At 60.9% G+C, this 16,421-nt stretch carries 15 protein-coding genes; 9 read left to right on the forward strand and 6 right to left on the reverse strand.

Annotated features, from left to right (window positions below):
• Positions 1-13: 13 nt before the first annotated feature.
• From ACL9RI_RS24795 to ACL9RI_RS24815, 5 genes are all read right to left on the reverse strand, one after another.
• Positions 14-352, reverse strand: a complete 339-nt coding sequence (locus tag ACL9RI_RS24795; protein WP_422729144.1) for a hypothetical protein — start codon at positions 350-352, stop codon at positions 14-16.
• Between the two features lie 97 nt (positions 353-449).
• Complete coding sequence (gene hemP, locus ACL9RI_RS24800; protein WP_422729145.1) at positions 450-647, reverse strand: hemin uptake protein HemP; 198 nt, start codon at positions 645-647, stop codon at positions 450-452.
• Positions 648-938: 291 nt separating this feature from the next.
• Positions 939-1,772: a helix-turn-helix domain-containing protein gene (locus tag ACL9RI_RS24805; protein WP_422729168.1), complete on the reverse strand. Its 834-nt coding sequence runs from the start codon at positions 1,770-1,772 to the stop codon at positions 939-941.
• Between the two features lie 406 nt (positions 1,773-2,178).
• Positions 2,179-2,823: a response regulator gene (locus tag ACL9RI_RS24810; protein ID WP_183740767.1), complete on the reverse strand. Its 645-nt coding sequence runs from the start codon at positions 2,821-2,823 to the stop codon at positions 2,179-2,181.
• Between the two features lie 137 nt (positions 2,824-2,960).
• Positions 2,961-3,428 carry a universal stress protein gene (locus ACL9RI_RS24815; protein ID WP_183740764.1) on the reverse strand — a complete coding sequence of 156 codons (468 nt, stop codon included), beginning with the start codon at positions 3,426-3,428 and terminating at the stop codon, positions 2,961-2,963.
• A gap of 435 nt (positions 3,429-3,863) precedes the next feature.
• Between ACL9RI_RS24815 and ACL9RI_RS24820 the strand changes: the two genes are divergently transcribed.
• Positions 3,864-4,727 carry a protein phosphatase CheZ gene (locus tag ACL9RI_RS24820; RefSeq protein ID WP_422729146.1) on the forward strand — a complete coding sequence of 288 codons (864 nt, stop codon included), beginning with the start codon at positions 3,864-3,866 and terminating at the stop codon, positions 4,725-4,727.
• A complete protein-coding gene (locus ACL9RI_RS24825) occupies positions 4,727-6,598 on the forward strand; it encodes a chemotaxis protein CheA (protein ID WP_422729147.1) in 1,872 nt (623 codons plus the stop codon). Before ACL9RI_RS24820 ends, ACL9RI_RS24825 begins: the two co-directional genes overlap by 1 nt.
• A 63-nt stretch (positions 6,599-6,661) precedes the next feature.
• Here the strand turns inward: ACL9RI_RS24825 and ACL9RI_RS24830 are convergent, their stop codons facing one another.
• On the reverse strand, positions 6,662-7,804 hold the full coding sequence (locus ACL9RI_RS24830; protein WP_422729148.1) for a S41 family peptidase: 1,143 nt from the start codon (positions 7,802-7,804) through the stop codon (positions 6,662-6,664).
• A gap of 364 nt (positions 7,805-8,168) precedes the next feature.
• Between ACL9RI_RS24830 and leuC the strand changes: the two genes are divergently transcribed.
• The 7 genes from leuC to truA all read left to right on the forward strand — a co-directional run bounded on the left by leuC (position 8,169) and on the right by truA (position 16,410).
• Positions 8,169-9,572 (forward strand): 3-isopropylmalate dehydratase large subunit, encoded by a 1,404-nt coding sequence (gene leuC, locus ACL9RI_RS24835; protein ID WP_422729149.1) that lies wholly within the window; start codon positions 8,169-8,171, stop codon positions 9,570-9,572.
• A gap of 72 nt (positions 9,573-9,644) precedes the next feature.
• Complete coding sequence (locus ACL9RI_RS24840; protein WP_300753827.1) at positions 9,645-9,767, forward strand: entericidin A/B family lipoprotein; 123 nt, start codon at positions 9,645-9,647, stop codon at positions 9,765-9,767.
• A 49-nt stretch (positions 9,768-9,816) separates the two neighbouring features.
• Positions 9,817-10,464 (forward strand): 3-isopropylmalate dehydratase small subunit, encoded by a 648-nt coding sequence (gene leuD / locus ACL9RI_RS24845; protein ID WP_422729150.1) that lies wholly within the window; start codon positions 9,817-9,819, stop codon positions 10,462-10,464.
• A 12-nt stretch (positions 10,465-10,476) separates the two neighbouring features.
• Positions 10,477-11,547, forward strand: coding sequence for a 3-isopropylmalate dehydrogenase (gene leuB / locus ACL9RI_RS24850; RefSeq protein ID WP_183675858.1), 1,071 nt, complete (start codon positions 10,477-10,479; stop codon positions 11,545-11,547).
• Positions 11,548-11,592: 45 nt separating this feature from the next.
• Entirely contained in the window at positions 11,593-12,720 is a 1,128-nt protein-coding gene (asd, locus tag ACL9RI_RS24855) for an aspartate-semialdehyde dehydrogenase (protein ID WP_422729151.1), read from the forward strand.
• Between the two features lie 233 nt (positions 12,721-12,953).
• The gene (locus ACL9RI_RS24860) at positions 12,954-15,434 is read left to right on the forward strand and encodes a FimV/HubP family polar landmark protein (protein WP_422729152.1); all 2,481 of its coding nucleotides are present in this window, start codon (positions 12,954-12,956) and stop codon (positions 15,432-15,434) included.
• Between the two features lie 145 nt (positions 15,435-15,579).
• Positions 15,580-16,410, forward strand: a complete 831-nt coding sequence (gene truA / locus ACL9RI_RS24865) for a tRNA pseudouridine(38-40) synthase TruA (protein ID WP_422729153.1) — start codon at positions 15,580-15,582, stop codon at positions 16,408-16,410.
• Positions 16,411-16,421 lie beyond the last annotated feature (11 nt).

Below are 16,421 nucleotides of genomic sequence, written 5' to 3' on the forward strand. Positions count from 1 at the left end.
GAAGAAGGGAGAATTATTGCGGCAGGGAAGCGGCCGGACGCTTGGTGCTGACCATGCGGCCCAGCCGTTCGATGAACGTGGTTTTTGGTGGCGTGGGTAAATTTTGACTAACCAGCGTGGCCCATTGCTGCGACAGTTGCTGGCAAGTCGCCTGCAGTACGGGCGCCAGGTCGGGCAAGCCGGACAGGACTTGCAGGTGGCGTTCGATCACCGACGCCAGTTTCGGGCAGGCACCGTTATCCGTGCTGCGTGCGTGGTAATGCGACATCAGGTGCAATACGGCCGACAGCATCAACTCGGGTTGTTGCCCGGTGGCGCTGGCAGGCGTCGAAGAGTTACGGTCGATCGCCATCAAACACTCCTGTGCGGTGGTTTGGCTGGCTGGCGCGCACGTGGCGCGCGACTGGCTGGCGCGGTGATGCCGGGCTGCTATCTAACGTTCAGGCAGTTCAGGCAGTCAGGATCAGCTTATTCAATTGGGTCACGCGCAAGCGGTAAATCTTGCCGCTGTGTTCGATTTCCACTTCACGTCCCTGCTGCAGCAGCGCTTCACTGGTGATGCGGCGCGCCGGTTGCGCCATGCTTGCGAGCGGACGGGCGTGAATGGAAGTTGCATCCTGGGCCAAGGCGGGTTTTGAAGTATGCATTTTGACTTTCTTTTATCTCAGTTGAGAATGATTCGTATTTGCATTATTGTTGAATGTGGCCCGAAAAGCAAGCCCTATTTATGCGAAATCGGGCATTTTGTTGAGCATCGGTGAGAGGGGATTGCCGCCTGGTCAATTCAGATGGCGAAATGGTATGCGCAAGCGGGGGAACTGCGTCGGGCGGTGGCGGTGGCGGGCAGGTAGGGCGGGGAGTCAGCGGCGAAAAAAGACCCGGCCGAGCGGCAAGCGCTCCGGCCGGGTCAAGCCTGTGTCTGGCGAGTTGTCAATGGATCAGATCGTGGCAAGCAATTGCGCGGCATCGGCCTTGGTGTCGGTGTCGGCTTCCGCCTTGGCGGCAGCTTGCGTGTCGGCTTTCAGCTTGGCGGCGGCCAGTTGTTTGGCGCGTGAGCGCGATGGCGGCAGGCGGCGCAGGGTTTTCAGCGCATCGGGATCCTTGATGCCGATGGTGCGCTGGTCGACCGTGATCAGGCCGATTTCATTGAAGGCGGACAGGGTGCGGCTGACGGTTTCCAGGGTCAGGCCCAGGTAGCTGCCGATTTCGTGGCGCGTCATGCGCAGGTTGAACAGTTTGCTGGAATAGCCCATCTGCGCGAAGCGGTCGGCCAGCGAAACGAGGAAGCGGGCCACGCGGGCTTCGGCGCTGAGCGCGCCCAGCATGCCGATCATCGCCTGTTCACGCACCAGTTCGCGGCTCATCACGCCATACATGACGTTTTCCAGTTCCAGGTGGACGCGGCCCAGCGCCGTGAGTTTCTTGAAGGGCAGCAAAATCAGGTCGCAGTCGGACAGGGCCACCGCTTCCGACGAATAATGGCGCGAGTGGATGCCGTCCACGCCCAGCATGTCGCCCTTCATGGGAAAGCTGAGCACCTGTTCGTTGCCGAATTCGTCGATCAGCACGGTTTTCAAAAAACCCGAGTTGACGATATACAAGGTGTCGAATGGCTGGCCGATGGTGTGTACGCGCTGCCCCGTCTTGAACTGTACGTGCTGGAACAGCAGCTCGTCGGCGGCAATCGTGCAGGCGTTGGAGATATGCAGCAGGTCACATACTTCCTTCAGATTCGACCACAGCCGCCCTTGGCGCTGGCGCCCCGCTTCCATCGAGGAAGATGGGACGAGCGGCGACGAGGCCGGGCGGTTTTCAGGTGTTTGCGTGGACAGCATGTTCATCTCCTGGTGACAGGTAGTTCAGATTTGAATAACGGAATGCACGGGGTCGTTGCGCCCGGCCATGCAGGCCGGCGGCGTTGATCCTGGCGGGTATTGCTCAATTCGCTGAAGACTTGCTGTGTGATGACTGCAGTAATGATCAACCTAAGTGAAGACATAACTTGCCAGCAACTTGATTACTGATTTCAGTATGCCAACAGCCGTATAAAATTAATATCAGCAAGTGGCTGAATATGGCAGTAGGAGCCACGGTAGTGTCTGTAGGATTGTTCCTACCGGGAGGGGTGTCATTGCCGATGCCGATGGCATGGCAATGATGGATGCAGCACGCTCGCGCTCAGGTCTTGAAGGGGGACAGCAGGCGATGGGCCACGGCGTATTGCACCATTTCCGACAGGGAACTCATGCCCATCTTTTGCATGATGCGCGTCTTGTGCGTGCTGACCGTCTTGACGCTCAAGTGCAGGTTGTTGGCGATTTCCGTGATCGACTTGCCTGAGACCAGCAAGGAGAAGACTTCGAATTCGCGGTCCGACAGCTGTTTATGCAGCAAGCTTTCATTGGGCATCATGATATTGAGCACCAGTTGCTCGGCCACTTCGGCGCTGATGTAGGGACGGCCCGACGCCACCTTGTGGATGGCGCCTACCAGCTGGGTGCCGGCGCTTTCCTTGGTCAGATAGCCTTGCGCGCCGGCGCGGATGGCGCGCACGGCGTATTGCTCCTCTTCATGCATGGTGAGGATCAGGATAGCCAGCTTGGGCGCTTCGCTGCGGATCTGGCGGATCAGGTCGACCCCGCTGCGGCCCGGCATCGACAGGTCGAGCAGCAGCAAGTCAAAGCCACCCTGGCGCACGTGGTTCAGCACTTCGAAACCGTCAATCGCTTCGCCCACGATATCGATATCGGGCGCGCCGTCGAGTATGCGCTTCAAACCTTCGCGCATGATGGTGTGGTCGTCGGCAATCACAATACGTATCATAGGCCTGCAGTCTGTGCTGGCCGCAAGAGCTGGCCAAGGGTGAAAAGAAGTGTTAAAAAATCGGAAAGCTTGTCATATTAGCTGAAAACGGCGCCAGCCCCGTGTTTCTACCGTGCGCCGCCCTTTCATCTGACCTGTTACGGCGCCGGTGGTTCCTTGATCAGCCGATGTACCAATACCGGTAGTGTCGAGTGCGACAAGACTTTATTGGTGACGCTGCCCAGCAAGAGCTGGCCCCAGCCGCTGCGGCCGTGGGAACCCATGAAAATCAGGTCGCAGTGCTGCAACTGGGCTACCTCGACAATTTTCAGGGCCGGGCTGTCAGAAAAAGTCGTCAGGCCCGTCGCCTGCAGGCCCCGTTTGGCTGCCGCATCGAGCACGGCCTGCCAGTGGCCGGCGCCAGCCTTGCGCATGGCGATGCGGTATTCCTCTTCGCTGGGATAGCTTGGCGGAATGATCTCGATATACACGGGGTATTGGTACTCGGGCGCCACATACAGGGCGAGGATGTCCGCCTGCATCTGTTCTGCGAAGGCCACGCCGGCGCAGGCGGTCAGGTTGGAGACGGCTGAGCCGTCGGTGGCGATCAGAATTTTCTTATACATGGCAGTTCCTTTGTGTATGGACCGGCGCGCGCAGCCAGTCTTATTGTAGACGTGGCTGCAGCATTGTTTTCATGTAAAGACTTGATATTTATCAACACAGTTGCACCTTCAGTATAGACAACATAGGCAAGAAGAGGGCTTTTGTGGGTGTCAAGGGAGGGGGATTTCTTGCCTGGGCATGTTCTTGCCCGCACGCCAATGGTAGTATTTCAAAATACAACAGTGGGAACACTTATTTCCGTGAGGAAAAGCAATTGTAGGCCCGCTTTATAGCAGGAAGCGCGTTTTGAGATTTACCAATAGGGCAACGCCCTGCTACACTCGCACCATCGCAGCGGTATTGCCTCAAATCATCTTAATCGAGAAATTGCGGGTATCAGTCTGTAAAACGCACAGTTCAGGCGGAATTTTGACAAATTATGGAGAAGCAGGGATATGACCAACGCCGCTGATGATTTCGATGCCTTATTCGATGAAGTATCTGCGCAACGCACGGCCGCGCCCGCGCCTGCCGCCACGCCAGCACCCGCCGACATAGCGGACGACGATTTTGAAGCCTTGTTCGACTCGGTGTCGGCCAGCGTGGCAGCGCCGGCAGCGGCCGCCGCGCCGGTGGCCGAAGTCGCTGTGGAGGTGGCAACTGAGGTGGCAACGGATGTTGCCGCAGAAGCGCCGGCCGCCGATCCGGTCGACAAATCCGACCAGCCCATGTTTGAGCGCCTCGGCGGTATCGTGCGCCTGCTGCACGATTCCTTGCGTGAACTGGGTTACGACAAGGCGTTGACGGAAGCGTCGTCGCAGATCGTCGACGCGCAAGACCGCCTGGAATACGTGGCAACCCTGACCGAACAGGCCGCCAACAAGGTCTTGAACACCCTGGACGAAGGCATGCCGGCGCAGGATGTGCTGTCGAAAAAGGCCAAGGACATGGATAGCCGCTGGACCGCGCTGTTCGACGGCAAGCTGAGCCTGGAAGAATTCAAGGCCCTGGCCGGTGACACGCGCCAGTTCACGCAAGCCGTTGCGGTGGCCACGGAAGCAGAAAAAGCACGCTTGCTGGAAATTATGATGGCCCAGGACTTCCAGGACATCACCGGCCAGCTGATCAAAAAAGTGGTCAACATCACCAAGACGGTGGAAAACGAACTGGCCCAGCTGCTGCGCGACAACGCGCCAGCCGAAGTGCGCGAAAAACTCGCGCAAAAGCCGGCCGCACCGCTGATGCAGGGCCCGTCGGTGCCATCCGTGGCGCTGGACCAGAATAATGTTGACGATCTTCTTGCTGATTTGGGATTCTAATGGACGATATGCTCAAGGATTTCGTCGTCGAGGCGATGGATCTTGCGGTTAATGTTGAAGAGCACCTATTGCGTCTCGAGCGCGATCCTGACAACAAGGAAACGCTCAACGCGGTGTTCCGTTCTTTTCACACGATCAAGGGCGGCGCCGGGTTCATGGGCTTGCCTGCGCTGGTGGCAGCCTGCCACCTGACGGAAAACCTGTTCGACGCCTTGCGCACGGGCGCCGCGCCCGTCACTCCGCTGGCCATCGAGGCAGCGCTGCAGGCCTCCGGTTTCGTGGCCGACCAGCTGACGGAACTGGCCAATGGCGCCGCGCCGGAATCCCTGCCAGCCATGCCGCAGGAACTGGAACACATCCTGACCAACGCCATCGAAGGCAAGGATGCACCGGCCGCGCCTGCGCCGGTTGCCGCCCCTGCAGCAGTGGAAGTCGTGGCCGAAGTGGTCGCGGCCCCCGTTGTTGCCGCACCGGTGCTCGGAGAAGATGGCCTGGACTGGACTGGCATGTATAACGCCGTGGTGCCGGAAGGCAGCAAGCTGGCCGCCGCGCCCGCCACTGCCGCTGTGGCGGCAACGCCTGCATCCGCGCCTGCCGCACCTGTCGCTGCCGCTGCCAAGCCGGCCGGCAAGGCCTGGGATGGCGTAGACCGCCGCGAGGGCGCCGATGCGCGTCACGCCGCGCCCGTCAAGGAAGACAGCATCCGCGTCGACGCCGTCAAGCTCGACGCCTTGCTGGAAGTGGCTGGCGAATCGGTGCAGGCGGCCAACCAGGCTGCCGTGTTGCTGGAACGCTTGCTGCAATTCAAATTCGAAGGCCCGGCTGCCAGCCTGATGGCAACCCTGGCCGAAACGCTGGAACGCGCTTCGCGCTACTCGACCGAGTTGCAGCGCGCGACCCTGGCCACGCGCATGCAGCCGGTAGGCCGTCTGTTCCAGAAATTCCCGCGCCTGGTGCGCGAACTGGCGAAAGACCTGGGCAAGGATGTCGAGCTGACCATCGAGGGCGCGGAGACGGAAGTGGACCGCGTGGTGGTCGACAGCCTGTACGATCCGCTGGTGCACATGCTGCGCAATTCGCTCGACCATGGCGTGGAGTCGCCGGAAGACCGCCTGGCCGCCGGCAAGCCTGCCAAGTCGTATATTTCCCTGAAAGCATGGCAGGAAGCCAATAGCGTCATGATCGTGCTGCAGGATGACGGCAAGGGCATGGATCCCGTCTTCCTGCGCAGCAAGGCGCAGCAAAAAGGCTTGATCAGCGAAAACGCGCAGTTGAGCAACGACGAGTGTTTCCAGCTGGTCTTCCTGCCAGGCTTCTCGACCAAGGAAGTCGCGTCCAGCGTGTCCGGCCGCGGCGTGGGCATGGACGTGGTGAAAACGGCGGTAGAGAAAAACCGTGGCGCGATCCACATCGAATCCGCGCTGGGCCATGGCACCAAGTTTGCCATCCGCCTGCCGATCGAACTGTCGATCGTGCCGACCATGCTGGTGTCCACCTCGGGCGCCGCGCTGGCGCTGCCGATGGCGGTGGTGCAGCGCGTGGTCGAGTTGCCGGAAACCTTCATGGAAGTGGGCGGCGCACCGGTCCTGAAAGACCAGGGCCGTCCATTGCCGGTACGCTCGCTGGCGGGCGCCTTGGGCTACGAATCGTGCAGCGAGCGCGTCGGCATCGTGGTGGCCGCACCGCAACCGTACATCCTGGCGGTGGAAGCCGTCGATGGCACGGCCGACCTGGTGATCAAGCCGATGACGGCGATTACGGTGGAAGGCATTACCGGCACGGCCCGCTCGGCTGAAGGCGAACTGGTGCTGGTGGTGGGCCTGTCGTTCCTGATGGATGGTTGCCGAAGCAGCGTGCGCCTGGCAGCTTAAGACTGCTTTGTTGCTTGGAAAGCCCGCTGTGCTTCACGCACAGCGGGCTTTTTTATTACTGCATCAGACACCGTCCGGACGTAAGGTTCCACCTTCCAGCCAGCGTTGCACGCGCACGATTTCCTGTACGCGCGCTGCTTCGTCCTTGGGTGGCGGCAAGTAAATATCGGGCATGATGCCGCCCAGGTCCACTTGCAGATGGGGCAGGCGGGCCGAGCGCGAAGTGGCGTATTGCAGCTGGCGCAGACCCGATGGCAGGGCGTGCAGGCGCAGGTTGGAATAATCGAGCGCGCCATAGCTGTTGCGGCCGATCAATTTGACATGGAAACTTTGCCGCGCCGCCAGCAGGAATTCTTCACAGGAACTGGCGCACGCATTGTCGACCAGCACCGCCACGCGTGCCGGCTGTCGTGCAGCTTGGTGCAACTCTGGCGGACTCAAGCGTGTATAGCTGATCACGCCCTCATCGTTCTGAGGGGCATAGTCGCCCGGCTTGACGGTGCGCATCTGTGCCACGGCCTGGGCGGAAAACGCGGCGCAATTCTGGTCGCCCGGTGCGAGCAGGGGGCAGACTTTCTCCTGGCCATCGATATTGGCCGGCGTGGACAGCCATTCGGCGCCCATGTTGACCATCTCTCCCGAACTGATCCATTGCAGCAGGGGCGCATACGTGGCGTCGCTGCCGCCACCATTGCTGCGCACGTCCAGGATCCAGTTCGGATGCGAGGCCAGTGTCGTACGGTGCGTGTCGAGCAGGGCGGCCATGGCAGTGCGGTAGCGGCCGTGGAAGCTGGGTAGCGTCAATAAAACGGTCGTCTCCGACAGCACTTGCAGCGAGGGTTCCCTGGATGGCGCGGCTTGTCCTGCAACAGCGGGCTGGGCCGGGGAGGGTTTGGCGACGTCCTGCGCGCTGCCCGGCTTGACATGCAAATGGCCCTTGCGCCACATGCCCACATAGTTTTCCAGGATGACATCGCAGGCCTTGCTGTTTGCCGCGCCGGCCGCCGCCGTGGTGGAGTTCGCCAGCGCCAGGTCAAAATAGGCCTGGCCTTTTTGCGCCAGGTGCTGGCGCGCCCCCGTGTCGTTTTCCAGCAGGAAGGACGGAATCGCCCGCAAGTCCTGTACGCAGATGTCACCGGCCGTGGCGGCGCTGGCCTGGCCGCTGGCGGCCATGGCTGTGGCCAGCGCGAAAAAGCGTAATTTCATCAATCATCCTCAACTGTATGGGGTAGCGCGGGCGAGTGCGCACGCTGTTGTTTTTGTCGAAACACGATACATGAAAGCAGAGTGAAAACCCATTATTTCTTACTCCACAGACATTCCTTCGGGCACGCGGTAGCGGATGCGTCGGCCATGCCAGTAAAAGGGATATTTCAGCAATTTTTAACTCATATCAAACTTCGAGTCCGAACTTTGTATCGCCAATCTAACGGTTTTGCCTGTTTCAGTTCTGTATTGCGCGAAATATGGCATAATCATTGCCGATCCTTGGGATCTGCATGACTGATTACTTATTAGCGCTTACGCATTAGTGCTTACTTACACAGGCTGTGGCAACGCTGCATAAATCATGATGAAGACGCTTTACGACAAACTTTGGGAATCCCACGTTGTGCGGGCCGACGATGATGGCACGACAATTCTGTATATCGACCGGCACTTGCTGCACGAAGTCACCAGCCCGCAAGCGTTCGACGGCCTACGCGCCGCGAACCGCCAGCCGTGGCGTTTGTCCGCCAACCTGGCCGTGGCCGACCATAACGTGCCGACCACCAGCCGTCTTGACGGCATCAGCGACCCGGTCTCGCGCCTGCAGGTGGAAACCCTGGACAAGAATGCCAGGAACTACGGTTTGACGTATTTCAACATGAACGACAAGCGCCAGGGCATCGTGCACGTGATCGGGCCTGAACAAGGCGCGACCCTGCCCGGCATGACGGTGGTGTGCGGCGATTCGCATACGTCCACCCATGGCGCGTTCGGCGCCTTGGCGCACGGCATCGGCACCTCCGAGGTCGAGCACGTGCTGGCCACGCAAACCCTGCTGCAAAAGAAATCGAAATCCATGCTGGTGCAGGTCGATGGCGCCCTGCCGGCCGGCGTGACGGCAAAAGACATCGTGCTGGCCATCATCGGCAAGATCGGCACGGCCGGCGGCACCGGCTACTGTATCGAGTTTGGCGGCTCCACCATCCGCTCGCTGTCGATGGAAGGGCGCATGACGGTCTGCAACATGGCGATCGAGGCGGGCGCGCGCGCCGGCATCATCGGCGTCGACGACACCACCATCAATTACGTCAAGGGCCGTCCATTTTCGCCGGCTGGCCCGCACTGGGAACGGGCTGTCGCCTACTGGCGCACCCTGCATTCGGACCCGGGCGCCCGTTTCGACCTGGTGGTCACCCTGAATGCGGCCGAAATCGTGCCGCAAGTGACCTGGGGCACTTCGCCGGAAATGGTGACGGGCGTGAATGGCCGCGTGCCCGATCCCGACCAGGAAAAAGACGCCGTGCGCCGCGACGCGATGGAAAAGGCGCTGGTCTACATGGCCCTGAAACCGAATACGCCGATTTCCGATATCCGCATTGACAAGGTGTTTATCGGTTCCTGCACCAATTCGCGCATCGAAGACTTGCGCGCTGCAGCAAACGTGGTGCGTGGCAAATACCGCGCCTCGAACGTGACCCTGGCGCTGGTGGTGCCAGGCTCCGGCCTGGTCAAGGATCAGGCTGAACGCGAAGGCCTGGACCGCATCTTCAAGGATGCCGGTTTTGAATGGCGCGAACCGGGCTGTTCCATGTGCCTGGCGATGAATGCCGACCGGCTGGAGCCGGGTGAACGCTGCGCCTCGACTTCGAACCGCAACTTCGAAGGCCGGCAAGGCCAGGGCGGCCGTACCCACCTGGTGTCGCCCGCCATGGCTGCCGCTGCAGGCATCGCCGGCCACTTTGTGGATGTGCGGGCACTGCGATGAATGCAGGGCTGGACGCCGCTGGATTACACTAGCGGTTTCAGCCCCTCATTTTATTTTCAAAACGTACACATCATGAAAAAACTCTTCGCCCTCACCATCGTCGCCATCGTTCTCGCCGGCTGCAACACCGTTTCCGGTTTCGGCCGCGATGTGCAGAAAGTCGGCCAGGTCGTCACCGGCGCCGGCGGAAAATAAACCGTGACGGCTGGCGCGCTGCGCCGCCGTCTTACCGAGTAGAAATAGCATGGATAAATTTACGATTTACGAAGGCCTGGTGGCCCCGCTGGACCGCGCCAACGTCGATACCGACGCCATCATCCCAAAGCAATTCCTGAAATCGATCCACCGTAGCGGTTTCGGCCCCAATCTGTTCGACGAATGGCGTTATCTGGACCACGGCGAGCCGGGCCAGGACAATAGCCGCCGTCCGCTGAACCCGGACTTCGTGCTGAACGAACAGCGCTACCAGGGCGCCTCGATCTTGCTGACGCGCAAGAACTTCGGTTGCGGCTCCTCGCGCGAACATGCGCCGTGGGCGCTCGATCAATATGGTTTCCGCGCCATCATCGCGCCATCGTTTGCCGACATCTTCTTCAACAACTGCTACAAGAACGGCTTGCTGCCGATCGTGCTGTCGGAAGCACAAGTCGATCACCTGTTCAATGAAGTGAAAGCTTTCCCCGGCTACAAGCTGGTGGTGGACCTGGAACAGCAGCGCGTGGCGACCAGCAATGGCAGCGTCTCGTATCCGTTTGAGATCGATGCCTTCCGCAAATATTGCCTGATGAATGGGCTGGACGATATCGGCCTGACCCTGCGCCACGCCGACGATATCCGCGCCTTCGAAGAGCGCCATTTGCATAGCCAACCGTGGCTGGCCAACGTTATCTAAAAGATTATATCCATGAAAATTGCAATTTTGCCCGGCGACGGGATCGGTCCTGAAATCGTCGCCCAGGCCGTCAAAGTGTTGAATGTGCTTGGCGAATCGTTCGAACTGGAAAGCGCGCCGGTCGGCGGCGCCGGTTATGCGGCCCATGGCCATCCTTTGCCGGAAGCCACCCTGGCGCTGGCCAAGGCGGCCGATGCGGTGCTGTTTGGCGCCGTGGGCGACTATCAGTACGACAATCTGGAGCGCCAGTTCCGCCCGGAACAAGCCATTTTGGGCTTGCGCAAGAACCTGGGGCTGTTCGCCAACCTGCGTCCGGCGATCCTGTATCCGGAACTGGCCGGCGCTTCCACCCTGAAACCGGAAGTGGTGTCCGGCCTGGATATTCTGATTATCCGCGAATTGACGGGCGACATTTATTTCGGCCAGCCGCGCGGCGTGCGCGAGTGCCCGGACGGTCCCTTCAAGGGCCAGCGCGAAGGTTTTGACACCATGCGCTATGCAGAAGGCGAAATCCGCCGCATCGCCCACGTAGCCTTCCAGGCGGCGCAAAAGCGCGACAAGAGGCTCACCAGCGTGGACAAGGCCAACGTGCTGGAAACCTTCCAGTTCTGGAAAGACATCGTGATCGACGTGCACAAGGAATATCCGGATGTCGCGCTCGACCATATGTATGTCGACAATGCCGCCATGCAACTGGTGCGGGCGCCGAAGAAATTCGACGTGATGGTCACGGGCAATATGTTCGGCGACATCCTGTCGGACGCGGCGGCCATGCTGACAGGCTCGATCGGCATGTTGCCGTCGGCCTCGCTGGACGCCAACAACAAGGGCTTGTATGAGCCATCGCATGGTTCGGCGCCCGATATCGCGGGCAAGGGCATTGCCAATCCGCTGGCGACGATCTTGTCGGCGGCCATGATGTTGCGCTATTCACTCAATCGCGCAGAGCAGGCAGACCGCATCGAGACAGCGGTGAAAAAAGTGCTGGCGCAAGGCTTGCGCACGGCGGATATCCATGAAGCGGGTACGACACTGGTCGGCACCGAGGCCATGGGCGATGCCGTGGTCAAGGCTTTGGGATAAAATAATTCAATGACGGCAGTGGCCGTCTCATCTTGAGGAATGGTAATGAAATTAGTTGGCTTGGTAGGTTGGCGCGGTATGGTCGGTTCGGTCCTGATGCAGCGCATGCAGGAAGAGGGCGATTTCGCCCACATCGAACCGGTGTTTTTCACGACGTCGAACACGGGCGGCGCAGCGCCGGCCATGGCGAAGAATGAAACCATCCTGAAAGATGCGAACAGCATCGCCGAACTGTCCAAGTGCGACATCATTATTTCCTGCCAGGGCGGCGACTATACCAGCGCCGTCTTCCCGCAGCTGCGCGCAGCGGGCTGGGATGGCTACTGGATCGATGCGGCCTCGACCTTGCGCATGGAAAAAGACGCCGTCATCGTGCTCGACCCGGTCAACCTGCACGTCATCAAGGATGCGCTGGGCAAGGGCGTCAAGAACTATATCGGCGGCAATTGCACCGTCTCGTGCATGATGATGGGCCTGGGCGGCCTGTTCCAGCACGACCTGATCGACTGGATGACCTCGATGACTTACCAGGCAGCATCGGGCGGCGGCGCGCAGCATATGCGCGAGTTGCTGACGCAATTTGGCACCATCAACAGTTCCGTCAAGGCGCTGCTGGAAAACCCGGCCTCGGCCATCCTGGAAATCGACCGCCAGGTGCTGGCCACCCAGCACGGCTACTCGCCAGACGAAATCAAGCAGTTCGGCGCGCCACTGGCTGGCAATCTGATACCGTGGATCGACAAGGACCTGGGCAATGGCCAGTCCAAGGAAGAGTGGAAAGCGGGCGCGGAAACCAACAAGATCCTGGGCCGCGGCATCGACTTTGGCTCGAAAGAAATCCCGGTCGACGGCTTGTGCGTGCGCATCGGCGCCATGCGCTGCCACTCGCAGGCCTTGACCATCAAGCTGAAGAAAGACGTGCCGCTCGATGAAATCAACGACATCATCGCCAGCAACAACCAATGGGTAAAATTCGTGCCCAATACGCGCGAAGCGTCCGTGCGAGACCTGTCGCCAGCGGCCGTGACGGGCAGCCTGACGATCCCGGTAGGCCGCGTGCGCAAGATGAGCATGGGCGGCGAATACTTGTCCGCGTTCACCGTGGGCGACCAGTTGCTGTGGGGCGCGGCCGAGCCATTGCGCCGCATGCTGCGCATTCTTTTAGATGCGTAAGTCGCGACGAAGTGAAGCCGGGAATGTTTTCCCGGCTTTTTTTTCGTCCCGTGCCCCTCAAGACTCAACCATGCGGAGCTTGCATAGCCATGGGCATGATGATATGTTGATACATCTGGAAAAGTAACTGTTTTCCCACGTCAACTAAGATACCGCCAACTATGCCTGCACACACTCGTCCCCGGGTCGCCTCCCTTGCTCTCAAAACACTCAGTAGCGCGGTTGCCTGCGCAGTGTTATTGTCCACGGCGGCGTCCGCGGCCGAGCTGGGCAAGATCACCGTCTTGTCGGCTGCCGGCCAGCCATTGCGCGCCGAGATCGAATTGACCTCCGTCAAGGGCGACGAATTGTCGGGCTTGCTGGCCAAGCTGGCGCCACCTGATGCCTACAAGCAGGCCAATGTGGAATTCAACTCCGCCCTGAGCGCCCTGAGCTTTGCGGTGGAAAGCCGCAATGGCAAGCCGTTTGTCCGCATCAGCTCGGCCCAGCCCGTCACTGAACCGATGGTTGACCTGCTGCTGGAATTGAGTGGAAAAAATGGCCGCCAGGTACGGGAATATGCGTTCGTGCTCGACACGCCGGAAGCGCGCCAGACGCGTGGCCCGCAAGTAGCGGCGCCAGGCAAGGGCAAGCTGGCTGCCGCAGCCGCTGCAGCGCCTGCACCTGCACCTGCCGCCGATACTGCCAAAAAAGTTGCCGATTACCGGGTCAAGCCGGGCGACACCTTGAGCCGCATCGCCAGTCAATTGAAGCCGTCCGGCGTCTCGCTCGACATGATGCTGGTGGCCCTGTACCGCGCCAATCCCGACGCCTTCAAGGGCGAAAACATGAACCGCATGCAGGCCGGCCGCATCCTGGCCGTGCCGGGCGCCGAGACCATTCGCGCCACCAGTGCGGCCGAAGCGAAAAGCGTGGTGACGGCGCACGCCATCGATTTCGAAGCCTACCGCAACAAGCTGGCAGGGCAGGTCGCGCAAAGCAAGCCTGCCAAGTCTGTCCAGCCAGGACAAAGCACGGCCGGCAAGATCAGCGCCACCAAGGTGGAAGAAAAACCGACCGCCGTCAGTGAAGCGCAGGACAAGCTGAAGCTGTCGAAGGCGGAATCGGCGGCGAAGGCTGCCGGCAAGAGCGCGGTCGCCAGCGATGAAGACAAGATCGCCAAGGCCAAGCAGGTGGAAGAAGCGGCCTCGCGCGTGAAAGAACTGGAAAAGAACGTCAGCGACCTGGAAAAGCTGATGGCCGTCAAGAACAAGGCCATGGCCGACAAGAGCGCGCCGGCGCCGGCCAAGCCGGCTGAGCCCGCTGCATCCGCATCTGCATCTGTGTCTGTGTCTGCCGTGGCCAGCGCGGACGCCAGTGCAGCGGCCCAGCCGCCAGTGCCGAAAGCCAAGCCGGTGCCGCTGGTGAAACAGGTGTCGCCGCTGGAGCCGACGCTGGCCGACAAGTTGGGCGACCATGCAGGCGCCATCGGCATTGCCGTGGCCGCCTTGCTGGCGGCCGCTGCCGCGCTGGTGGTGGCACGCCGCCGCAAAGATGCCGAACCGCCACAGGACGACCTGCCCCCCACGTTTGAGCCGGCACCGCCGCCCGCTCCTGAGCCTGCGCCAGCGGCAGAGCACAGCCTGGCGCCGGAAGAACAGCATTCGGAAGCGAGCAATCATCTGTTTGGCGCCGGTGCCGCGGCAGCGGCTGGTGCGGCTGCCGTGGCGGGCGCGACTGCGCTCGATGGCAATGAAGTCGATCCGGTGGCCGAAGCCGATGTCTATATCGCCTACGGCCGTGATGGCCAGGCGGAAGAAATCCTCAAGGAAGCCTTGCGGGCCCATCCGGACCGCCATGCCGCCCGGTTGAAGCTGCTGGAAATCTATTCGGCCCGCAATGACGCGGCTGCGTTCGAAGCGCAGGCCAGCGAGTTGTACAGCCAGACACAGGGGCAGGGCGATGAGTGGCCGCAAGCGGCCGCCATGGGTCTGGCGCTCGATCCGCACAATCCCTTGTACCGCAACGCCGATGTCGATGCGGTGGTGAGCCTGAGCAAGGGGCCGGCCCCAGTCGGTAGCAGCATGGACTTGCCCGATGAAGAGCCTGCCCCCGCGCCTGCGCCCGTCCAGGCTGCGCCTGCCGACCCGCATCACCTGGATTTCGATCTGGACAGCCTCGATTTCGAACCAGTTTCGACCAGCGATCCTATCGTCATGCCTGGCCCGGCAGCGATTCCCGTGCCCGAAGCGCCTGAAGTGTCGGCTGCGCAAGCACACAAGGATGCGGAATTTGACGCCAGCATGGATTTCGGCCTGGACCTGGAGCCGCCTGCCGGCCCCGTGAATGGCGCCGGCCCAGGCCTGACGCCGCTGCCAGACCCGTTGAAAGATGTGGACCTGGCCGGTTTCGATGCAGCGCCGGCAGCTTCAGCCGCGCCCGTCGTGCCGCCTGAGCCGGCATCGCCGGCGCCAGCGGAAACCCTGCCACCAGCGCAAGAATTCGACTTGTCCGGCATCGACCTCGACTTGAACGACGGCAAGCCTGCCGCACCCGGCGTGGAAGACCCGCTGTCGGCCATCCACATGGAAATGGATACCAAGCTGGACCTGGCGATTGCCTATCAGGAAATCGGTGACAAGGAAGGCGCGCGTGAATTGATCGATGAGGTGATCAAGGGTGGTAGTGCCGAACAGGTTGCCAAGGCCAACACCATGAAAGCGCTCCTTAGCTAAGCGCCTGATACGACATCCATGGCGGCGTTGCACGGTCTCGCCGTACTATTCGTACTGTCTTCGACCGTGCGCCTTGCCCTGAACGCCGTCTCAGGCGCTGATGTCTCTGGGGGCAGGGCTGCTTGTGCACCGGTATAATGCCCCGATGCAAAATATTACTTCCGCAACGCCATTAAAACGCATCGTCCTGGGTTTGCAGTATGACGGCCTGGCATGGCATGGCTACCAAAAGCAGGACGGTGGCCAGACGGTGCAAGACCAGCTGGAAAACGCCCTGGAACAATTTGCCCGCGTGCGCCTGGCCACTACCTGTGCCGGCCGCACGGATACGGGCGTGCATGCGCTTGAGCAAGTCGTGCATTTCGATACGGAATTGACGCGTGACATCCATTCCTGGGTGCGCGGCGTGAATGCCTTCCTGCCACCGTCCATCGCCGTGCGCTGGGCCAAGGAACTTGTTGGCGACCCCACGGTCAATGACTTCTTCCACGCCCGCTTCAGCGCCCGTGCCCGCACCTATCACTATGTGCTGTACAACAACCCCACCCGCTCGCCGCTGGTGGCGGGGCGCGCCGGTTTCTTTTTCCGCCCGCTCGATGTGGAGCGCATGCAGCAAGCCGTGCAGCCCTTGCTGGGCTGGCACGACTTCACGGCTTTCCGCGCCGCCCAGTGCCAGGCCAAGTCGCCTGTCAAGCTGATGCACGATATCCGTATCGAGCGCCGTGGCGAGCTGATCATCTTTACCATCACCGCCAACGCCTTTTTGCACCATATGGTGCGCAACCTGGTCGGCTCGCTGGTGTATATCGGCAGCGGGCGCGAAGCGCCGGAATGGATGGGATATTTGCTGGAAAGCAAGGATCGCCACGCGGCCGCGCCCACCTTCATGCCGGACGGCCTGTACCTGGCGAAGATCGATTACGACCCGAAATGGGGCTTGCCACAGGATTCGAGCAGCGCTCTGCCCTGGTTTTAAGGAAAGAAATA

This window comes from Janthinobacterium sp. Mn2066, from assembly GCF_049319705.1.
Taxonomy (GTDB): domain Bacteria; phylum Pseudomonadota; class Gammaproteobacteria; order Burkholderiales; family Burkholderiaceae_D; genus Janthinobacterium.

Excerpts from the sequence above, each read along its gene's own strand:
- ACL9RI_RS24815 (WP_183740764.1), bottom strand. The coding sequence starts at position 3,428 with ATGTATAAGAAAATTCTGATCGCCACCGACGGCTCAGCCGTCTCCAAC.
- truA (WP_422729153.1), top strand. The coding sequence starts at position 15,580 with ATGCAAAATATTACTTCCGCAACGCCATTAAAACGCATCGTCCTGGGT.
- asd (WP_422729151.1), top strand. The coding sequence starts at position 11,593 with ATGAAATTAGTTGGCTTGGTAGGTTGGCGCGGTATGGTCGGTTCGGTC.
- ACL9RI_RS24830 (WP_422729148.1), bottom strand. The coding sequence starts at position 7,804 with ATGAAATTACGCTTTTTCGCGCTGGCCACAGCCATGGCCGCCAGCGGC.
- leuD (WP_422729150.1), top strand. The coding sequence starts at position 9,817 with ATGGATAAATTTACGATTTACGAAGGCCTGGTGGCCCCGCTGGACCGC.
- ACL9RI_RS24810 (WP_183740767.1), bottom strand. The coding sequence starts at position 2,823 with ATGATACGTATTGTGATTGCCGACGACCACACCATCATGCGCGAAGGT.
- leuC (WP_422729149.1), top strand. The coding sequence starts at position 8,169 with ATGATGAAGACGCTTTACGACAAACTTTGGGAATCCCACGTTGTGCGG.
- ACL9RI_RS24795 (WP_422729144.1), bottom strand. The coding sequence starts at position 352 with ATGGCGATCGACCGTAACTCTTCGACGCCTGCCAGCGCCACCGGGCAA.
- ACL9RI_RS24820 (WP_422729146.1), top strand. The coding sequence starts at position 3,864 with ATGACCAACGCCGCTGATGATTTCGATGCCTTATTCGATGAAGTATCT.
- hemP (WP_422729145.1), bottom strand. The coding sequence starts at position 647 with ATGCATACTTCAAAACCCGCCTTGGCCCAGGATGCAACTTCCATTCAC.
- ACL9RI_RS24840 (WP_300753827.1), top strand. The coding sequence starts at position 9,645 with ATGAAAAAACTCTTCGCCCTCACCATCGTCGCCATCGTTCTCGCCGGC.
- ACL9RI_RS24825 (WP_422729147.1), top strand. The coding sequence starts at position 4,727 with ATGGACGATATGCTCAAGGATTTCGTCGTCGAGGCGATGGATCTTGCG.
- leuB (WP_183675858.1), top strand. The coding sequence starts at position 10,477 with ATGAAAATTGCAATTTTGCCCGGCGACGGGATCGGTCCTGAAATCGTC.
- ACL9RI_RS24805 (WP_422729168.1), bottom strand. The coding sequence starts at position 1,772 with ATGGAAGCGGGGCGCCAGCGCCAAGGGCGGCTGTGGTCGAATCTGAAG.